The organism is Barnesiella sp. An55 (assembly GCF_002161555.1).
GTDB classification, from domain to species: Bacteria; Bacteroidota; Bacteroidia; order Bacteroidales; family Barnesiellaceae; genus Barnesiella; species Barnesiella merdipullorum.
Map to the genome: position 1 here is coordinate 101,478 of NZ_NFHZ01000005.1, position 16,828 is coordinate 118,305.

A 16,828-nucleotide genomic window follows, 5' to 3' on the forward strand; every position below is an offset into this window, starting at 1 on the left:
TACGTTATGTTTATTCTGCTACTTTCTTTAACAAGCTCTTCATGCTCACCTGGTCGCCGATGAGGCTCTGCAGCTGATCGATGGCCACGCGTTGCTGTTCCATGGTGTCGCGGAAACGCACGGTCACCGTGTTGTCTTCGAGAGTCTGGTGATCGACTGTGATGCAGAAGGGGGTACCGATGGCGTCTTGACGACGGTAGCGTTTGCCAATCGAGTCCTTCTCGTCATACTGGCACTTGAAGTCGAAGCGCAGGTTGTTGATGATTTCGCGGGCTTTCTCGGGCAGGCCGTCTTTGCGAACCAGCGGCATCACGGCAGCTTTCACCGGAGCCAGAGGAGCCGGCAGGCGCAGTACCACACGGGTTTCGCCTCCCTCGAGTTTCTCTTCGCAGTAGGTGGCAGCCATCACGCTCAAGAACATGCGATCGACACCAATTGAGGTCTCGATGACATAGGGGGTGTAGGACTCGCCCAGCTCGGGGTCGAAGTATTGGATTTTCTTGCCCGAGAATTTCTCGTGGTTGCTCAGGTCGAAGTTGGTGCGCGAGTGGATACCTTCTACCTCTTTGAAGCCGAAGGGCATCTCAAACTCGATGTCGGTAGCGGCATTGGCATAGTGGGCCAGTTTCTCGTGGTCGTGGAAGCGGTATTTCTGGTCGCCCAGGCCCAGGGCCTTGTGCCATTTCAAGCGGGTTTGTTTCCATTGCTCAAACCATTTGAGCTCTTCGCCGGGACGTACAAAGAACTGCATCTCCATCTGCTCGAACTCGCGCATGCGGAAGATGAACTGGCGGGCTACGATTTCGTTGCGGAAGGCTTTACCTATCTGGGCAATACCGAAGGGGATGCGCATGCGGCCCGTCTTTTGCACGTTCAGGAAGTTGACAAAGATGCCTTGTGCTGTCTCGGGACGCAGATAGACTTTCATCGAACCGTCGGCCGTCGAGCCCATTTCGGTCGAGAACATGAGGTTGAACTGGCGCACTTCGGTCCAGTTCTTGGTGCCGCTTATGGGGCATACGATATCGTAGTCGAGAATGATTTGTCGCAGTTCGTTCAGATCGACGTCGTTCATGGCCTTGGTGTAACGGGCGTGGAGCTCGTCGCGTTTGGCCTTGTGCTCGAGCACGCGGGGGTTGGTCTCTCTGAAGAGCTTCTCGTCAAACGAGTCGCCAAAGCGTTTGGCAGCCTTCTCGACCTCTTTCTCGATTTTTTCGTCCATCTTGGCGATGCAGTCTTCGATGAGGACGTCGGCGCGGTAACGTTTCTTGGAATCCTTGTTGTCGATGAGGGGATCGTTGAAGGCATCGACGTGACCCGAGGCTTTCCAGATGGTCGGGTGCATGAAGATGGCCGAGTCGATACCCACAATATTTTCGTGCAACAGCACCATGCTGTCCCACCAATATTTCTTTATGTTGTTTTTCAGTTCGACTCCCATTTGCCCGTAGTCATACACGGCAGCCAGTCCGTCGTATATTTCGCTCGAGGGGAATACAAAACCATACTCTTTACAGTGAGATACCAATTTCTTAAAAACGTCTTCTTGTGCCATTTTTTTTTAGGTTTATTGCTTGCTTTTCGTGTTATCTTTGCATTTTTTTGCTCGATTTATCGCTCAATCGGGCTATTTTAGAGCACAAAGTAAATGATTTTTTTCGATTAAATTTGTATTTTTGCAGGGGAATGTAGCAATACATTTCTTTAAAAAACAAAAAGAGCGGCACTTTCAAGTGAGCCCTTCCCCCGTTTCTAAATCCAAAAAGAGTCTATGAGCGACGAAATAACGACACCGCAGGAAGAAGATATACCCCAAGACCCCGCTGGCGAAAAGGAAGATTCGGCAGCGACCCACTCGGCCTACAAAGTGCCGGCGCCCGATAAGCCCGACACCAAGTTTCAACTCTCGGGCATGTTCCAGAACTGGTTTCTCGACTATGCCTCGTATGTGATTCTCGAGCGGGCGGTTCCCCACCTCTACGATGGGTTGAAGCCGGTGCAGCGGCGTATTCTCCATGCCATGAAGCTGCTCGACGACGGGCGCTTCAACAAGGTGGCCAATATCGTGGGTCATACGATGCAGTTCCACCCGCATGGCGACGCCTCCATAGGCGATGCACTGGTGCAGTTGGGGCAGAAAGATTTGCTGGTCGAGTGCCAGGGAAACTGGGGTAATATCCTCACGGGCGACTCGGCGGCCGCTCCTCGTTACATCGAGGCCCGATTGTCGAAGTTTGCCCTCGATGTCGTGTTCAACCCCAAGACGACCGAGTGGAAACTCTCTTACGACGGCCGCAAGAAAGAGCCGGTAACCCTGCCGGTGAAATTCCCCTTGCTTCTGGCTCAGGGGGCCGAGGGTATTGCCGTGGGTCTGTCGTCGAAAATTCTGCCTCACAACTTCAACGAAATTCTGGAGGCGGCCGTTGCCTATCTGCGGGGCGAAGAGTTTCACCTCTATCCCGATTTCCAGACCGGCGGTTATATCGATGTGACCAAATACAACGACGGGGAGCGTGGCGGCAGTGTGAAGGTGCGCGCCAAAATCGAGAAAATCGACAACCGCACCCTCTCGATTGTCGAGGTGCCGTATGGCAAGACCACCTCGTCGCTCATCGAGTCGATACTCAAGGCACAGGAGAAGGGTAAGATCAAAATCCGCAAGGTCGATGACAACACGGCCCAGCATGCCGAGATTCTGGTACACCTCATTCCGGGGACCTCGTCCGACAAGGCCATCGATGCCCTCTATGCCTTCACCGATTGCGAGGTGAGCATCTCGCCCAACTGTTGCGTAATCAACGACGACAAGCCGCATTTCATGACTGTGAGCGACCTGCTGCGCATCAGTGTCGAGAATACCAAGGAACTCCTCAGGCAAGAGCTGCTCATTCAACGGGGTGAAGCACAGGAGATTCTGCATTTCGCTTCGCTTGAAAAGATATTTATCGAAAACCGCATATACAAAGACCGCGAGTTTGAAGAGAGCCGCACGATGGACGAGGCTATCGCCCACGTCGATAAGCGGTTGGAGCCCTTCAAGCCCTCGTTCATCCGCGAGGTGACGCGCGACGATATCCTCAAGCTGATGGAAATCAAGATGGCGCGTATCCTCAAATTCAACTCCGACAAGGCCGACGAGCTCATCGCTGCCAAGCGCGAGCAGATTGCCCGCATCGACTACGACATCGAGCATCTGGTCGATTATACCATCAAGTGGTACGACTCGTTGCGCGAGAAGTATGGCAGCCGCTATCCCCGCCTCACCCAAGTGCGCAGCTTCGATACCATCGAGGCGACCAAGGTGGCCGAGGCCAACGAGAAGCTCTATATCAACCGCGAGGAGGGATTCATCGGTACGTCGCTCAAGAAGGACGAGTTCGTGTGCAACTGCTCCGATATCGACGACATCATTCTCTTCTACCGCGACGGCAAGTACAAGGTGGTGAAGGTGAGCGAAAAGATGTTTGTGGGCAAGAACCTGCTGCATATCGCCGTCTTCAAGAAAAACGACAACCGCACCATCTACAACGTGGTCTATCGCGACGGCAAGGCCGGCCTTCACTACATGAAGCGTTTTGCCGTGACGGGTGTGACACGCGACAAGGAGTATGACCTCACGCAGGGGAAACCCGGGTCGCGCGTAGTGTGGTTCACCGCCAACCCCAACGGCGAGGCCGAGGTGCTGCGGGTGACCTTCGTGCCCAAACCCCGCATGAAGACGCTCTTTGTCGATCGCGACTTCAGCGAGATTGCCATCAAGGGACGCCAGTCGATGGGTAATATCCTCACCAAAAACGAGATTCACCGCATCTCGCTCAAAGAGCGGGGTGGCTCTACGCTGGGTGGCCGCAAGGTGTGGTTCGACCGTGATGTGCTGCGCCTCAACTACGATGGGCGGGGCGAATACCTGGGCGAGTTCCATGGCGACGACCAGGTACTGGTTGTGCTGGATAACGGCGAGTATTGTACCACCTCTTCCGATGCAACCAACCACTACGACTCCAATATCCTGCGCATCGAGAAGTTCGAGCCCGACAAGGTGTGGACGGTGGCCCTCTTCGACGCCACGCAGGGATATCCCTACCTCAAGCGCTTTGTCTTTGAATCGACCAACCGCAAGCAGAATTTCCTGGGCGACAATCCCGCTTCGCGTCTCTTGTTATTGACCGATACCGCCTATCCGCGCATCGAGGTTACCTTTGGCGAGGGCGATTCCTTCCGTGAGCCGCTGGTGGTCGAGGCCTCCGATTTCATTGCCGTGAAGGGTTTCAAGGCTAAGGGAAAACGGCTCACCACCTACTCGGTGGCCGAGATTCGCGAGCTGGAGCCGCTTAAGCAGGCCCAGGAGTCTGATGATGGCGGAGAACCCGATGCCGACGGCAACCTGCCCGAAAATCAAGCCGATAACCAAGAGGATAACCCCTCGGGACAAATGACACTGTTTTAGTTATGACAATACGCAAGGTTCTTTTGTGCTCCTTTATCGGGGTAGCCCTTTCTATCCCTGTGACCCTATGGGCCGAGAAGCCCAAACCTCCCAAGCCGTTACGCCCTGTAGCTTCGGCTTTTACCTTCGAAATAGGCCGTCAGAGCGCTCTCGATACCTATCTGACCCCCATTCGCTATTGGGGTCTCGACGTGGCATTGGGTTACGAACGGTTGCGGGCTGCGAGTTTCGCTCCCGAGAAATGGTTCACCCGGCATAATGTGCTGGTCAACTATGCCACGATGAGCAACCAGTCGGGCAGCGGTTCCATGATGTCGCTATATCTCGACTATTCATTTGCCATGTTGCGTCGTTGGCGACTGCTCGACGGACTGTGGGTTGCCGGTGGCGGCGAGGCCGCGCTCACCCTGGGTGGGCTGTACAACCTGCGCAACTCCAACAACCCGGCCACGGCCAAGCTGGCTGTCGATTTGGGAGCTACGGCCATGGCCTCGTATCACTTGCGGTTGGGACGGTTGCCGCTCACCTTCCGTTATCAGGTGTCGTTGCCGGTGATAGGTACCTATTTCTCGCCGGCTTTCGGCCAGTCCTATTACGAGATGTTCTACATAGGCAATCGCTCGGGCATCGTCCAGTTCGGGGCGTGGCACAACCGGGTCGATTTGCGCAACTACCTCTCGGTCGATCTGCATCTGGGCAAGATGGCCCTGCGGCTGGGATACCGCCAGCTGATGCGTACCACCCATGTCAACCACATCGACACCCAGGTACTCAACCACATGTTTGTGCTGGGTATCTCGGGCGAAATATTCCGCACGGCTCCCCCGGCCAAGCGGGTAGTATCGGTTTACTATTAAAAGAGAATAGGTTATGATGCACAAGGTTGTAAGAATAGAATTTCTGGTTTCGCTCCTGGCCCTTCTCTCCCTCTCGTCGTGCCACAAGGTCGAGGTGTATGAGGATGACCCCTATGGCAACTTCGATGCGCTGTGGACAATCCTCGACGAGCGCTACTGCTTTTTTGAATACAAGGATATCGACTGGACCCAGGTGGGCATGAAGTACCGCAAGAAACTCACCGAGAAGATGACCTCCGAAGAGCTCTTCGACGTGTGTGGCGATATGCTCATGGAACTGAAAGACGGTCATGTGAACCTGATTGCCGCGCACGATACCTCGCGCTATTGGGACTGGCTCTACTCCTCGCCCGAGAATTATCAGGAGCGGCTCATCGACGAGCATTACCTCAACTTCGACTACCGCTATACGAGCGGCATCAAATACAAGATTCTGCCCCAGAACGTGGGCTACATGTACTACGGCAGTTTCTCGAGCGCTATCGGCGAGGGTAACCTCGACCAGATACTGGCCTACCTCTCTTCTTCGACAGGCTTGATTATCGATGTGCGCAGCAACGGCGGCGGTTCGCTGTCGAATGTCGAGACGCTGGTCTCCCGCTTTATCAACCAGGAGACGCTGGTGGGGTATATCTCGCACAAGACGGGGCCCGGGCATCAGGAGTTCTCGGGGTTGTATCCCATCAAATACTCCCCGTCGAACCGCATCCGTTACCAGAAACCGGTGGTGGTACTGGCCAATCGGGGTACATACAGTGCCGCCAACAATTTCGTGTCGGTCATGAAGGCCTTGCCCAACGTCGTGGTCATGGGCGATATCACTGGCGGTGGTAGCGGATTGCCCTTCTCGTCGGAGTTGCCCAACGGCTGGAGCATACGCTTCTCGGCTTCGCCCATCTATGACGTGAACCGCCAGCACACCGAGTTTGGCGTGGAACCTACCGAAGGGTTCAAGATGGACATGGACCTCGAACAGGCCGATAAGGGACACGACACGATTCTCGACCGGGCTATTGCCTATATTACCGGTGGCGTGTGAGGCTGGCGCCCTGTGCGGTGGCAAACTTTGTAACTCGATTCATTGTACATGTTATAAACTTCTTGTATATTTGTGCCATCGTTTGCGGACGTGGCGTAATTGGTAGCCGCGCTAGACTTAGGATCTAGTGTCTTGCGACGTGTGGGTTCGAGTCCCGTCGTCCGCACAAGACCTGTGAGAGTTGCTCTTGCAGGTTTTTTTTGTGCTTGCCTCAAACGTGCGGGGTGACAACTGTCTAAGCCGGAGTGCCGGGTAGAACTCGGGAGGTCATTGTTCGGGAGAGGGGGGTGGTAAAGAGCCTTTCGGGCAGGTACAAAAAAAATTGATTGTCTCACGACAACCAATCTTTGTTAACCTTAAATCTAATACCATGAAAAACACAGTGCAAATATAGCGCTTTTATATGTTGTACAACATGTTTTTGATAAAAAAGTGCGTTGCATTAACTCTTTTTTAGAAATAAGCGTTCTATTTAAAAAAACGCAAGAGAAATATACGCTTTTTAGATGACAGACATATATTTCTCTTGTGTAATTGAGCGATGATTATTGGATGTCGATGCTGTTGAGCCGATCGACTTTACCCTCGTTTACCAGCTTGAGAATGAGTTCGCCGAAGAGGGTGTTTTGCCAGGCAAACCAGGCGCGAGTGAAGTTGCTGGCGTTGTCTTTGTGGAACGACTCGTGCATGAATCCCGTGCCGGCATCGGTGGTCATGAGCATCTCGATGCAGTCTTTTATCTCCTGGTCGTCCTGGCTGGTGAAGGCTTTCATCATGATACTCATGGGCCATACCATATCGTAACCCACATGGGGGCCGCCAATGCCTTCGCCGGCTTTACCTTTGAAGAAATAGGGGTTGTCCTGGCTCCATACAAAGCGGCGGGTATTTTGGTAGATGGGGTCGTCTATGGCCACGTCGCCCAGGTAGGGCATGGCCAGCAGGCTGGGTACGTTGGCGTCGTCCATGAGCAACTGGTTGCCGAAACCATCGACTTCGTAGGCATAAATCGGTCCATATTTCGGGTGGTTATAGACGGCATATTTCTGCAAGGCATCCTCCACCTCCCGGGCCAGAGCGGTGCACTCCCGGGCCAGTGTTTCGTCGTGGTTGACGGTGCGCAGTATCTCGGCCGCTTTTCTGAGCGAGGTCACGGCGAAGAAGTTGGAGGGTACGAGGAACTGGAAGGTGGTGGCATCGTCCGACGGGCGGAAGGCCGAGCAGATGAGTCCCACGGGTTTCACGGGGTTGCCCAGGCCCCGGTTGGTCATTGTGTCGAGTGCCCGTTCGGTGCGACGCATGAAGCTGTAGGGACCCACACCCTCCTTGCGCTGTTGCTCCTTGAAGGTGCGCACGATGAGGGTGATGGCACCAATCCACTCGTCGCCGAATACCGAGGTGTCGCCCGTTACCTGCCAGTATTGGTAGGCGAGCCGGATGGGGTAGCACAGCGAGTCGATTTCCCATTTGCGCTCGTGTAGCTCGGGTTTCATGTCGGTGAGGTCCGATTGCCAGTAGCCACCGGTGGGGCCCATGTTGAAGGCGTTGGCATAGGGGTCGATGTTGATACACTTGAACTGGCGGTTGATGACGCCGGCCAGCATCTTTTTCAGTTGGGGGTCGTCGTTGGCCAGCTGCACATAGGGCCACACCTGGGCTCCCGAGTCGCGCAGCCACATGGCGTGAATGTCGCCGGTATATACAAAGGTGTCGTCGTTGCCGTCGAAGTGGACGGTGGTGTCGAGCGTATTGGGAAAACAGTTTTCAAACATCCAGGCGAGCCGGGCATTGGTGAGCAGGGCTTTTACACGCGCAATCTGTTTCTCGACAGCCGTCGAGGTGAACAGCCGCTCTTGCGGGCGTTGGCAGGTGTATTGTACGCGGGTATTGTCGGCCTGGGCCACAGGCACGGGACTGGTTGCCGCCTGTACACCAGGGACTCCGCATCCCAGGGCCAGACACAGGCAGCTTACTTGGGCTATGATTTTCATATGAAAAACGGGTAATATGAATAAAACAGGTTTATATTCGGGTTCTGTTTGACATCTGTCGGCCGATTATTTCTTGCAGCCGAGCTCGAGCACCACCTCTACGGGGAAGTGGTCGGAGGGCATGCGGGCTTCGTAGCTCTTGATGACAATCTCTTTGGGGTAGTCTTTCACCTGGGCATCCTGATTGTCGGCTTTGACCGTGCGGTAGTTGTCGGTGAGTACGCCGTATTTCAGCACCGTGAAGTCGGGCGACACGAACACGTGGTCGATGCGGCTTTGGGTGTAGCTGTCGGGGGCAAACCCGTTGAACGAGCCGTTGAGGGCATAGCGAAACCGGGCCTTTTCATACGAGTCGCCCAGTGCTCCGCTTTCGGTGAGAGCCTGGTAGGAGCGATGGGTTTGATCGACGTTGAAGTCGCCCGTAAGAATCACGGGCATATCTTGGCCTATCTCTTTCATCTTCTGTTGTACGAGGTAGGCGCTCTCGACCCGGGCCTCTTTCCCGATGTGGTCCATGTGCAGGTTGAAGAAGAGAAACTCGCACGGGCTTCCTTTGACCTTGAAGTGTCCCCAGGTGCAGATTCGGGGCAGCGCGGCATCCCATCCCACGCTGGGTGTGTCGGGGGTTTGGGAGAGCCAGAAGTTGCCGTGGTCGAGCAGCTCGAAGCGGTCGGTGCGGTAGAAGATGGCGGCATGCTCGCCTCGGTCCTTCCCATCGTCGCGTCCGGCACCTATGTAGTCGAATCCCGGCAGGCGGTTCTTGAGAGAGTCGAGTTGATGTTTGAGTCCCTCTTGGGTGCCGAAGATGTCGAATTCGTGGAAGCGGATGAGGTCGGCAATGACCGGGAGACGCTGTTGCCAGCCGTCGCCCTGGGCCGAATCGGCCGCATTGGCATTTCTCAGATTGTACGAAGCCACGGTGAAGGTGGCTGTCTTGTTGTTCTGGCAGGCGCAAAGTCCCAGCAGCAGGACGAGTAGGGGAACAATTCCCAGCCTATTGTTCATGTGAATGCTCATGACGAATGAAAGTTTTTTGCAGGTTATTGGTTTTCCTGAGAGAAGGAGTAGGGGGCGTCGGCCGCGTCGGTGCCTCGCTTGAGGTTGGGTTTATCGCCCATCACAAACTGGGCCCTCCCGCCGCGGGTGAGGTCGCCGTGAGTCAGGTAGTTGTGCGTGTAGCTCTTGCCGTTGAGTTTCATCGAGCAGATGTAGGGGGTGAGGTCGTTGTTGCCGTTGGCCTCGATGACAAATTTCTTCCCGTTCTCGAGGTGCAGGGTCGCCTTCTCGAAGAGCGGCGTCCCCATTACATACTGGTCGGAACCCGGGCATACCGGGTAGAACCCCAGGGCCGAGAAGATGTACCAGGCCGAGGTCTGACCGTTATCCTCGTCGCCGCAATATCCGGCGGGGGTATGGTTGTAGAGCTTGTGCATGATTTCGCGGATGTGGCTTTGTGCCTTCCAGGGTTGGCCCGAGTAGTTGTAGAGATAGACCATGTGCTGTATGGGCTGGTTGCCGTGGGCATACTGGCCCATGTTCATCACCTGCATCTCGCGCATCTCGTGGATGACGTCGCGGCTGTCCATACCCAGGTAGCTGGGCATGACAAATATCGAGTCCATCATGTGGTTGAACACCTGGTTGCCGCCCATGAGGTCGATGAGCCCTTGCGGGTCGTGGAAGACGCAGAAGCTCCAGTGCCAGCTGTTCCCTTCGCAGAAGTCGTCGCTCCAGTCGGTGCCTTTGAATAGGGAGTTGAAGTTGCCCTGGTCGTCGCGCCCCACCATGAGTCGTTTGTCGGGGTTATAGACCTGGCGATAGTTGAGGCTACGTTGTTTGTAGATATCGATTTCGCTGTCGGGTTTCCCCAGCAGCCGGCCCAGGGTATAGATGCACCAGTCGTTGTAGGCATATTCGAGGGTGCGGGCTACACTCTGTCCCACGCCTATGTTGTTGGGAACATAGCCCAGGCGGTTATAGGCTTCGAAAGCCACCCGTCCCGAGGCCGATCCCTCGAGGTGGTCGTTGGCTCCATGCTTCAGAGCCTCCCACAGTTTCTCGATGTCGTATCCCCTGAGCCCTTTGACGTAGGCATCGGTTACCACCGAGGCCGAGTTGTTCCCGATCATGCAGTCGCGGTGTCCCGGGCTGGCCCATTCGGGCAGGAATCCGCTTTCGCGGTAGGCGTTGACCAACCCCTCCTGCATCTTCTTGTTCATCGACGGATACATGAGATTGAGCAGCGGGAAGAGCGAGCGGAAGGTATCCCAGAAACCGGTATCGGTGAACATGTAGCCGGGCAGTATCTGCCCGTTGTAGGGGCTGTAGTGGACGGCCCGTCCCACGGCATCGATTTCGTAGAAGGTGCGAGGGAAGAGCAACGACCGGTAGAGACACGAGTAGAAGGTGCGCAGGTGGTCGATGCGGTTGTCGTCGATTTCGATACGCGACAAGACCTCGTTCCACCGGGCTTTACCTCGCTTGACCAGCCGGTCGAAGTTACCGTCGCCGAGTTCCCGCAAGTTGATTTCGGCCTGCTCGGGACTGATGAACGACGAGGCTACCCGGGCGTGAATCTGTTCACCTCGGCGGGTCGAGAAGCCTACGATGGCCCCGGCATGGTTGCCCCGGGCTTCGGTCTGGTTGGTCTTGATGGCGTTGTCGAGAGCCACCGACGTAAATTTGAAGGGTTTGTCAAAAACAATCACGAAGTAGTTTTTGAAGTTCTCGGGTACTCCGCCCGAGTTGCGGGTCGAGTAGCCTATGATTTTGTTCTCCTCGGGGATAATCTTTATGGCCGATCCCCGGTCGAAAGCATCGATAACCACATAGGAGTTGGCCTCTTCGGGGAAGGTGAAACGGAAGAGGGCCGCCCGCTCGGTTACCGTCAGTTCGGTGGTCACGTCGTGGTCGGCCAGGTAAACCTTGTAGTAGTAGGGCTTGGCCACCTCGGCCTTGTGCGAGAACCAGCTGGCCCGCTGTTCCTGGTCAAAGACCACACCGCCGGTCACGGGCATGAGCGAGAATTGTCCATAGTCGTTCATCCAGGGGCTGGGTTGATGAGTCTGCTTGAACCCCACGATTTTATCGGCCGTGTAGGTATAGGTCCAGCCGTCGCCCATGGGGCCGGTTTGCGGGGTCCAGAAGTTCATGCCCCACGGCAGGGCGATAGCCGGGTAGGTGTTGCCCGTTGAGAGTTCATATTTCGACAGTGTCCCGGCAAGGGGATTGACATAATCGACGGGTGAGGTTTTGGCCAGTAGCGGAAGACTACTGATGAGAGCGCCTGCAAAAAGCAAGTTGCGCAGGAGGGTGTGTCGCTTCATGGTGTTCGGGTTGTGGTGTTTCATAAGTAAATGAGCCGTAGGCTCTTGTTCGTCCCAGGGGAGCTTTTGCTCCCTATCTTCTACAAAGATAGTGATATTCTCGGGAACTGGAATAGCGTTGCCCTAAAAAAACGAGGTTGGGAAACTGCTTGAAACGACCGTGAAATTTGAAGCCTTTGCTGCACAAATTTGTCAAATCGAGCGTAAATCGCTACCTTTGTACGCTGCGAAAATAGGATGCGGTTCGGCATAGCCAAACATTGAAAACTTCGTTTTCTGTTTGTCTCTGCGCTCACCTTTCACTATCTTTGCCCGATATATGGCACGAATACTTTCGATAGATTACGGTAAAAAGCGCACGGGTATTGCGGTGACCGATCCCCTGCAAATCATCGCCAACGGTTTGACTACCGTTGCCTCGTCGCAACTTATCGAGTTTCTCACGCAGTATATGCAGCGCGAGGAGGTCGAGCGGATTGTCGTGGGGTTGCCCCGGCAGATGAACAACGAGCCGTCGGAGAGTATGCGCTATATTACCCCCTTTGTCAATCGGTTCAGGAAACTCTTTCCCCAGGTTCCGGTTGAATTTTTCGACGAGCGCTTCACCTCGGTGCTGGCCCACCGGGCCATGCTCGACGGCGGTCTGCCCAAGATGGCCCGCCGCAATAAGGAATTGGTCGATGAGATAAGCGCGACGATTATCCTCAGGGATTATTTGGAAAGTAAAAAACAATAAGAGATATGGTATTGCCTATTTATCTGTACGGACACCCCGTCATTCGTAAGGAGACCGAAGAGATTGATGCTTCTTACCCGCAGCTCAAGGAGCTGATAGCCAATATGTATGAAACGATGTATGCCGCTGAGGGCATAGGCTTGGCCGCCCCTCAGGTGGGGCTGTCGATACGGCTGATTGTAATCGATGTAAGCCCCATGGCCGAGTATTTCCCCGACTGTGAGGGCAAGAGACTTACCCTTATCAATCCCCAGCTCGAGGTGCTCGAGGATGGCCGCAAGGAGTCGCGCGACGAGGGATGCCTCAGTCTGCCGGGAGTTTACGAATCGGTTACCCGCATCGAGAAAATTCGGTTGAAGTGGTTCGACGAGGAGTTTGTCGCCCACGACGAAGTAATCGAGGGATACCTCTCGCGGGTGGTACAGCACGAGTATGACCACCTGGAGGGCAAGGTGTTTATCGACCGCATCTCGCCCATCCGCAAGCAGCTCATCAAGGCCAAACTGGTCAATATCATCAAGGGCAAGGTGCGCTGCGACTATCGGGTGAAAGCTACACCCGCCAAGAAATAAAACTCAACACCAATTACTCTTTTTTATATGGCCGACGACAAGAAGATTATATTCTCGATGGTGGGCGTGAGCAAAATGTTTCCGCCTCACAAACAAGTATTGAAAGACATTTATCTCTCGTTTTTCTACGGGGCGAAGATTGGTATTATCGGTCTCAACGGCTCGGGAAAATCGACTCTGCTGAAGATTATCGCTGGGGTGGAGAAATCGTACCAGGGCGAGGTAGTTTTCTCGCCGGGCTATTCGGTGGGTTACCTCGAACAGGAGCCGAAACTCGATCCCGAAAAGACGGTGAAAGAGGTGGTGCAGGAGGGCGTGCAACCCATTCTCGACCTGCTGGCCGAGTATGAGAAGGTGAACGAATCGTTTGGCGATCCCGAGGTGCTCGAGGATCCCGACAAGATGGAGGCCCTCATGGCTCGTCAGGCCGAACTGCAAGACCACATCGATGCTACCGATGCCTGGAATCTCGACAACAAACTCGAGCGGGCCATGGATGCCCTGCGCTGTCCGCCCGAAGATCAGCTCGTGAAATACCTCTCGGGGGGTGAGCGCCGCCGCGTGGCCTTGTGCCGACTGCTGTTGCAGCAACCCGATATCCTCCTGCTCGACGAGCCTACCAACCACCTCGATGCCGAGTCGATCGACTGGCTCGAGCAGCATCTGCATCAATATCCCGGCACGGTTATCGCCATCACCCACGACCGTTACTTCCTCGATCATGTGGCTGGCTGGATTCTCGAGCTCGACCGGGGCGAGGGTATCCCCTGGCAAGGCAATTACAGTTCGTGGCTCGAGCAGAAGACCAAGCGCATGGCTATGGAGGAGAAACAGGCCAGCAAGCGCCGCAAGACTCTCGAACGGGAGCTGGAGTGGGTGCGCATGGCTCCCAAAGCCCGCCAGTCTAAGGGTAAGGCCCGTTTGAACTCCTACGACAAACTGTTGAACGAGGACCAGAAGGAACGCGAAGAGAAACTCGAAATCTTCATACCCAACGGTCCCCGTCTGGGCAACAAGGTAATCGAAGCCCATGGAGTTGCCAAGGCCTATGGCGACAAACTGCTCTTCGACAACCTCGACTTCGTGCTGCCGCCCAACGGCATTGTGGGTGTAATCGGTCCCAACGGAGCCGGTAAGACCACCCTCTTCAAACTCATCATGGGGCAGGAGAAGTGCGACAAGGGCTCGTTTGAGGTAGGCGAGACAGTCAAGATAGCCTATGTCGATCAGACCCACAAGGATATCGACCCTGCCAAGACCGTCTATCAAGTGGTGTCGGGCGGTCTCGATACCTTCCGCATGGGGGGCCGCGATGTCAATGCCCGGGCCTATCTGTCGCGATTCAACTTCACCGGTGCCGACCAGGAGAAACTCATCGGCGTACTCTCGGGTGGAGAGCGCAACCGCCTGCACCTGGCCATGGCTCTCAAGGAAGAGGGTAATGTGCTGTTGCTCGACGAGCCTACCAACGATATCGATGTGAATACCCTGCGGGCACTCGAGGAGGGTCTCGAGAATTTTGCCGGTTGCGCCGTGGTCATCTCGCACGACCGCTGGTTCCTCGACCGCATCTGTACCCACATCCTGGCCTTTGAGGGCGATTCGAAGGTATTCTATTTCGAGGGTTCCTACTCCGATTACGAAGAGAACAAGAAGAAGCGTCTGGGCGATGTGCAGCCCCATCGGGTGCGCTATCGCAAACTCATGGAGTAAATCAAGAGACAATCAATAATTGCGATGATACAACGGCAAGTCCCTGGGGCTTGCCGTTGTGCGTTTCGGGCCTTGGAGCCGGGCGGTTGGTCGTGACAATCGCCCCGATTGTCTAAACTATTTTCAAAGGCCATATATTCGTTATTTCTTTGTAACAGAGAAAAAGGAAAACCAGAATGAAAAGTCGATTGAAAATAGGAGCTTTATTGCTGGTATGGTTGAGTCTTCTGACGACAGTGTGGGCCGGGGCACCGGTCAAGTCGTACAAGGATATCCCTTCGCCCGAGGGGAATGCCCGCCGCATTACCGAGGTGATGCGCACCCGGTTGGGGCTCACCGAGAAACAGGAAAAGAAAATCTATAAAATACAACTTGAGGAGCAGAAAAAGATATTCAAGTATCGGCCTACTCCGCAGAGGGGAAAAGAAAAAGGGGTTGGAGAGAGACCACCTCGTGGCCATCGCATGGCCGGTGGACCTCCGCCCATGAGTGGTGGATTGAATGGCATGGGAGGCGGTCGTCCTCCCATGCCCCCTCGGGAGGGCGCTTGGAATGACGACCGGCCCGATCCCGAGAAAATAGCCAAAGAGCTCGCCAAAGCGGCACAAAAGCGGGACAAGAAACTGAAGAAGGTGCTCGACCAGGAGCAATACAATCGTTGGAAAGTCTTGGAAAAGGAGGTGATGGGTCCCTTCCTCTTCAAGCCCGAACCCGATAAGCCAGGTAGGCCCGGGCCGGAGAAAAAAGACCTCTCTTTCGATAAAAGATAAAAATAGGTGTTTTAGGTATTCTATACAGAAGTCTCCCGGGGTGACATTTAGTCTTGCACCTCGGGAGATTTTTTTATCTGTCTCTACTTGTGTTTGGTGAACGTCAGCTGTTTGTGGCATAAATGAAAAGAACGAGGCACACCGATGTACAACCGATGTGCCTCGTTCCGTATCTGAATAGGATGGAGAGCCTATTTGGCTCCCATCTTGCCGCCTTTGAGTCCTTTGCCCAGGTTGAAGATGTTCTGGTCGTAGCTGACGGTCTTCATGGCCGACTCGCGTTTGCGCTTGAGGGCGAGATCGACCAAGCGATCCATGAGTTGGTCGAAGGGGATACCCGATGCTTCCCACAGGTAGAACGAGAGGGAGCCGGGGATGGTGTTGATTTCGTTCACATAGATGGCGCCGCTCTTGCCGTCGATCATGAAATCGACACGGGCCACGCCGTGGCACGAGAGTACCCGGAAGGTCTCGCCGGCCAGGAACTGCACACGGGCGGTCTCCTCGGGGGTGAGGTCGGCCGGGATTCGTTTCTGGATGGCCTGCATGCCCTTGTTCGATTTGCCGCCGCCCATGTATTTGTCCTCATAGGTGAGTATGTCGCCGCTCTTGATGGGCTCTTCGCACACCGAGGTGCGGTAGTCGTCGCAGTCGCCCAGTACCGAGCAGTTAATCTCTTTGAGATCCTCGACCATATCTTCGATGACGATGCGGGTCGAGTATTTCTCGGCCACGTCGATTTTGGCGATGAGCTCCTCGCGGTTGTCGGCGTGTGAGATTCCCACACTCGAGCCCAGGTTGGCCGGTTTCACAATGACGGGGTAGCCCAGGCGGGTCTCAATCTCCTCGATGAGTTTGTCGCGTTGGGCAAACCACTGCTTGTCGGTGAACCAGACGTAATCGACAATGGGGATTCCGCACTTCTCCATGATCATCTTCATGGTGATTTTGTCCATGCCGTTGGCCGATGCCAGGGTGTTGCAGCCGGCATAGGGGATGCCAATCGATTCGAGCACCCCTTCGAAGATACCGTCTTCGCCGTTGCTGCCGTGCAGCACGGGCACTACCACATCGAGCTTGGCCCAGATGTCGCTCCCGAAGAGGGGCTTTTTCTTGCGATAGACGTTGTAGTCGCCATACTCGGGTACCATATAGACCTCGGTACACATCTTTTGCAGGGCGGCCATGTCGCGGTAGTTCTTCACCGTGAGCAGGGCATCGCCGCTGAACCAGCGACCCTGTTTGGTAATGTATATGGGTATGATTTCGTATTTGTCCTTGTTAAAGGCATGGATGGCTTGCAGGGCCGAGATAACGGAGATTTCGTGCTCGGTCGAGCGGCCTCCGAAAAAAACACCAACGGTAGTCTTCATAATC

General features: G+C 54.9%; 12 protein-coding genes and 1 tRNA gene. 8 read left to right on the forward strand and 5 right to left on the reverse strand.

Annotation, left to right across the window (positions count from 1 at the left end; all coding sequences use genetic code 11):
- Positions 1 to 10: 10 nt before the first annotated feature.
- Positions 11 to 1,555, reverse strand: coding sequence for a glycine--tRNA ligase (locus B5G10_RS04650; protein ID WP_087423576.1), 1,545 nt, complete (start codon positions 1,553 to 1,555; stop codon positions 11 to 13).
- Positions 1,556 to 1,771: 216 nt separating this feature from the next.
- On the opposite strand from B5G10_RS04650, the gene B5G10_RS04655 reads away from it, so the two are divergent.
- From B5G10_RS04655 to B5G10_RS04670, 4 genes are all read left to right on the forward strand, one after another.
- Positions 1,772 to 4,447 carry a DNA gyrase/topoisomerase IV subunit A gene (locus B5G10_RS04655; protein WP_087879930.1) on the forward strand — a complete coding sequence of 892 codons (2,676 nt, stop codon included), beginning with the start codon at positions 1,772 to 1,774 and terminating at the stop codon, positions 4,445 to 4,447.
- Between the two features lie 2 nt (positions 4,448 to 4,449).
- Entirely contained in the window at positions 4,450 to 5,304 is an 855-nt protein-coding gene (locus B5G10_RS04660; protein WP_087423577.1) for a DUF3316 domain-containing protein, read from the forward strand.
- Positions 5,305 to 5,317: 13 nt separating this feature from the next.
- Positions 5,318 to 6,343 carry a S41 family peptidase gene (locus B5G10_RS04665; RefSeq protein WP_087423578.1) on the forward strand — a complete coding sequence of 342 codons (1,026 nt, stop codon included), beginning with the start codon at positions 5,318 to 5,320 and terminating at the stop codon, positions 6,341 to 6,343.
- 84 nt (positions 6,344 to 6,427) lie between these two features.
- Positions 6,428 to 6,509, forward strand: a tRNA-Leu gene (locus B5G10_RS04670).
- Positions 6,510 to 6,888: 379 nt separating this feature from the next.
- On the opposite strand, the gene B5G10_RS04675 is transcribed toward B5G10_RS04670, so the two are convergent.
- The 3 genes from B5G10_RS04675 to B5G10_RS04685 form a co-directional block, all read right to left on the reverse strand.
- Positions 6,889 to 8,334 carry a glycoside hydrolase family 125 protein gene (locus tag B5G10_RS04675; RefSeq protein WP_087423579.1) on the reverse strand — a complete coding sequence of 482 codons (1,446 nt, stop codon included), beginning with the start codon at positions 8,332 to 8,334 and terminating at the stop codon, positions 6,889 to 6,891.
- A gap of 66 nt (positions 8,335 to 8,400) precedes the next feature.
- Entirely contained in the window at positions 8,401 to 9,339 is a 939-nt protein-coding gene (locus B5G10_RS04680; RefSeq protein WP_087423641.1) for an endonuclease/exonuclease/phosphatase family protein, read from the reverse strand.
- A 35-nt stretch (positions 9,340 to 9,374) separates the two neighbouring features.
- Positions 9,375 to 11,660, reverse strand: a complete 2,286-nt coding sequence (locus tag B5G10_RS04685) for a GH92 family glycosyl hydrolase (RefSeq protein ID WP_087423642.1) — start codon at positions 11,658 to 11,660, stop codon at positions 9,375 to 9,377.
- 319 nt (positions 11,661 to 11,979) lie between these two features.
- Between B5G10_RS04685 and ruvX the strand changes: the two genes are divergently transcribed.
- From ruvX to B5G10_RS04705, 4 genes are all read left to right on the forward strand, one after another.
- Positions 11,980 to 12,396, forward strand: coding sequence for a Holliday junction resolvase RuvX (gene ruvX, locus B5G10_RS04690; protein WP_087423580.1), 417 nt, complete (start codon positions 11,980 to 11,982; stop codon positions 12,394 to 12,396).
- A 5-nt stretch (positions 12,397 to 12,401) separates the two neighbouring features.
- Positions 12,402 to 12,968, forward strand: a complete 567-nt coding sequence (def, locus tag B5G10_RS04695) for a peptide deformylase (RefSeq protein WP_087423581.1) — start codon at positions 12,402 to 12,404, stop codon at positions 12,966 to 12,968.
- A gap of 27 nt (positions 12,969 to 12,995) precedes the next feature.
- Positions 12,996 to 14,681, forward strand: coding sequence for an energy-dependent translational throttle protein EttA (ettA, locus tag B5G10_RS04700; RefSeq protein ID WP_087423582.1), 1,686 nt, complete (start codon positions 12,996 to 12,998; stop codon positions 14,679 to 14,681).
- A gap of 176 nt (positions 14,682 to 14,857) precedes the next feature.
- On the forward strand, positions 14,858 to 15,451 hold the full coding sequence (locus B5G10_RS04705) for a hypothetical protein (protein WP_087423583.1): 594 nt from the start codon (positions 14,858 to 14,860) through the stop codon (positions 15,449 to 15,451).
- A gap of 191 nt (positions 15,452 to 15,642) precedes the next feature.
- On the opposite strand, the gene B5G10_RS04710 is transcribed toward B5G10_RS04705, so the two are convergent.
- A complete protein-coding gene (locus tag B5G10_RS04710; protein ID WP_087423584.1) occupies positions 15,643 to 16,824 on the reverse strand; it encodes a D-alanine--D-alanine ligase family protein in 1,182 nt (393 codons plus the stop codon).
- Positions 16,825 to 16,828 lie beyond the last annotated feature (4 nt).

What these genes read in the sequence shown, in the direction of transcription:
- B5G10_RS04650 (WP_087423576.1), bottom strand. Translation starts at nt 1,555, where the DNA reads ATGGCACAAGAAGACGTTTTTAAGAAATTGGTATCTCACTGTAAAGAG.
- B5G10_RS04655 (WP_087879930.1), top strand. Translation starts at nt 1,772, where the DNA reads ATGAGCGACGAAATAACGACACCGCAGGAAGAAGATATACCCCAAGAC.
- B5G10_RS04660 (WP_087423577.1), top strand. Translation starts at nt 4,450, where the DNA reads ATGACAATACGCAAGGTTCTTTTGTGCTCCTTTATCGGGGTAGCCCTT.
- B5G10_RS04665 (WP_087423578.1), top strand. Translation starts at nt 5,318, where the DNA reads ATGATGCACAAGGTTGTAAGAATAGAATTTCTGGTTTCGCTCCTGGCC.
- B5G10_RS04675 (WP_087423579.1), bottom strand. Translation starts at nt 8,334, where the DNA reads ATGAAAATCATAGCCCAAGTAAGCTGCCTGTGTCTGGCCCTGGGATGC.
- B5G10_RS04680 (WP_087423641.1), bottom strand. Translation starts at nt 9,339, where the DNA reads ATGAACAATAGGCTGGGAATTGTTCCCCTACTCGTCCTGCTGCTGGGA.
- B5G10_RS04685 (WP_087423642.1), bottom strand. Translation starts at nt 11,660, where the DNA reads ATGAAGCGACACACCCTCCTGCGCAACTTGCTTTTTGCAGGCGCTCTC.
- ruvX (WP_087423580.1), top strand. Translation starts at nt 11,980, where the DNA reads ATGGCACGAATACTTTCGATAGATTACGGTAAAAAGCGCACGGGTATT.
- def (WP_087423581.1), top strand. Translation starts at nt 12,402, where the DNA reads ATGGTATTGCCTATTTATCTGTACGGACACCCCGTCATTCGTAAGGAG.
- ettA (WP_087423582.1), top strand. Translation starts at nt 12,996, where the DNA reads ATGGCCGACGACAAGAAGATTATATTCTCGATGGTGGGCGTGAGCAAA.
- B5G10_RS04705 (WP_087423583.1), top strand. Translation starts at nt 14,858, where the DNA reads ATGAAAAGTCGATTGAAAATAGGAGCTTTATTGCTGGTATGGTTGAGT.
- B5G10_RS04710 (WP_087423584.1), bottom strand. Translation starts at nt 16,824, where the DNA reads ATGAAGACTACCGTTGGTGTTTTTTTCGGAGGCCGCTCGACCGAGCAC.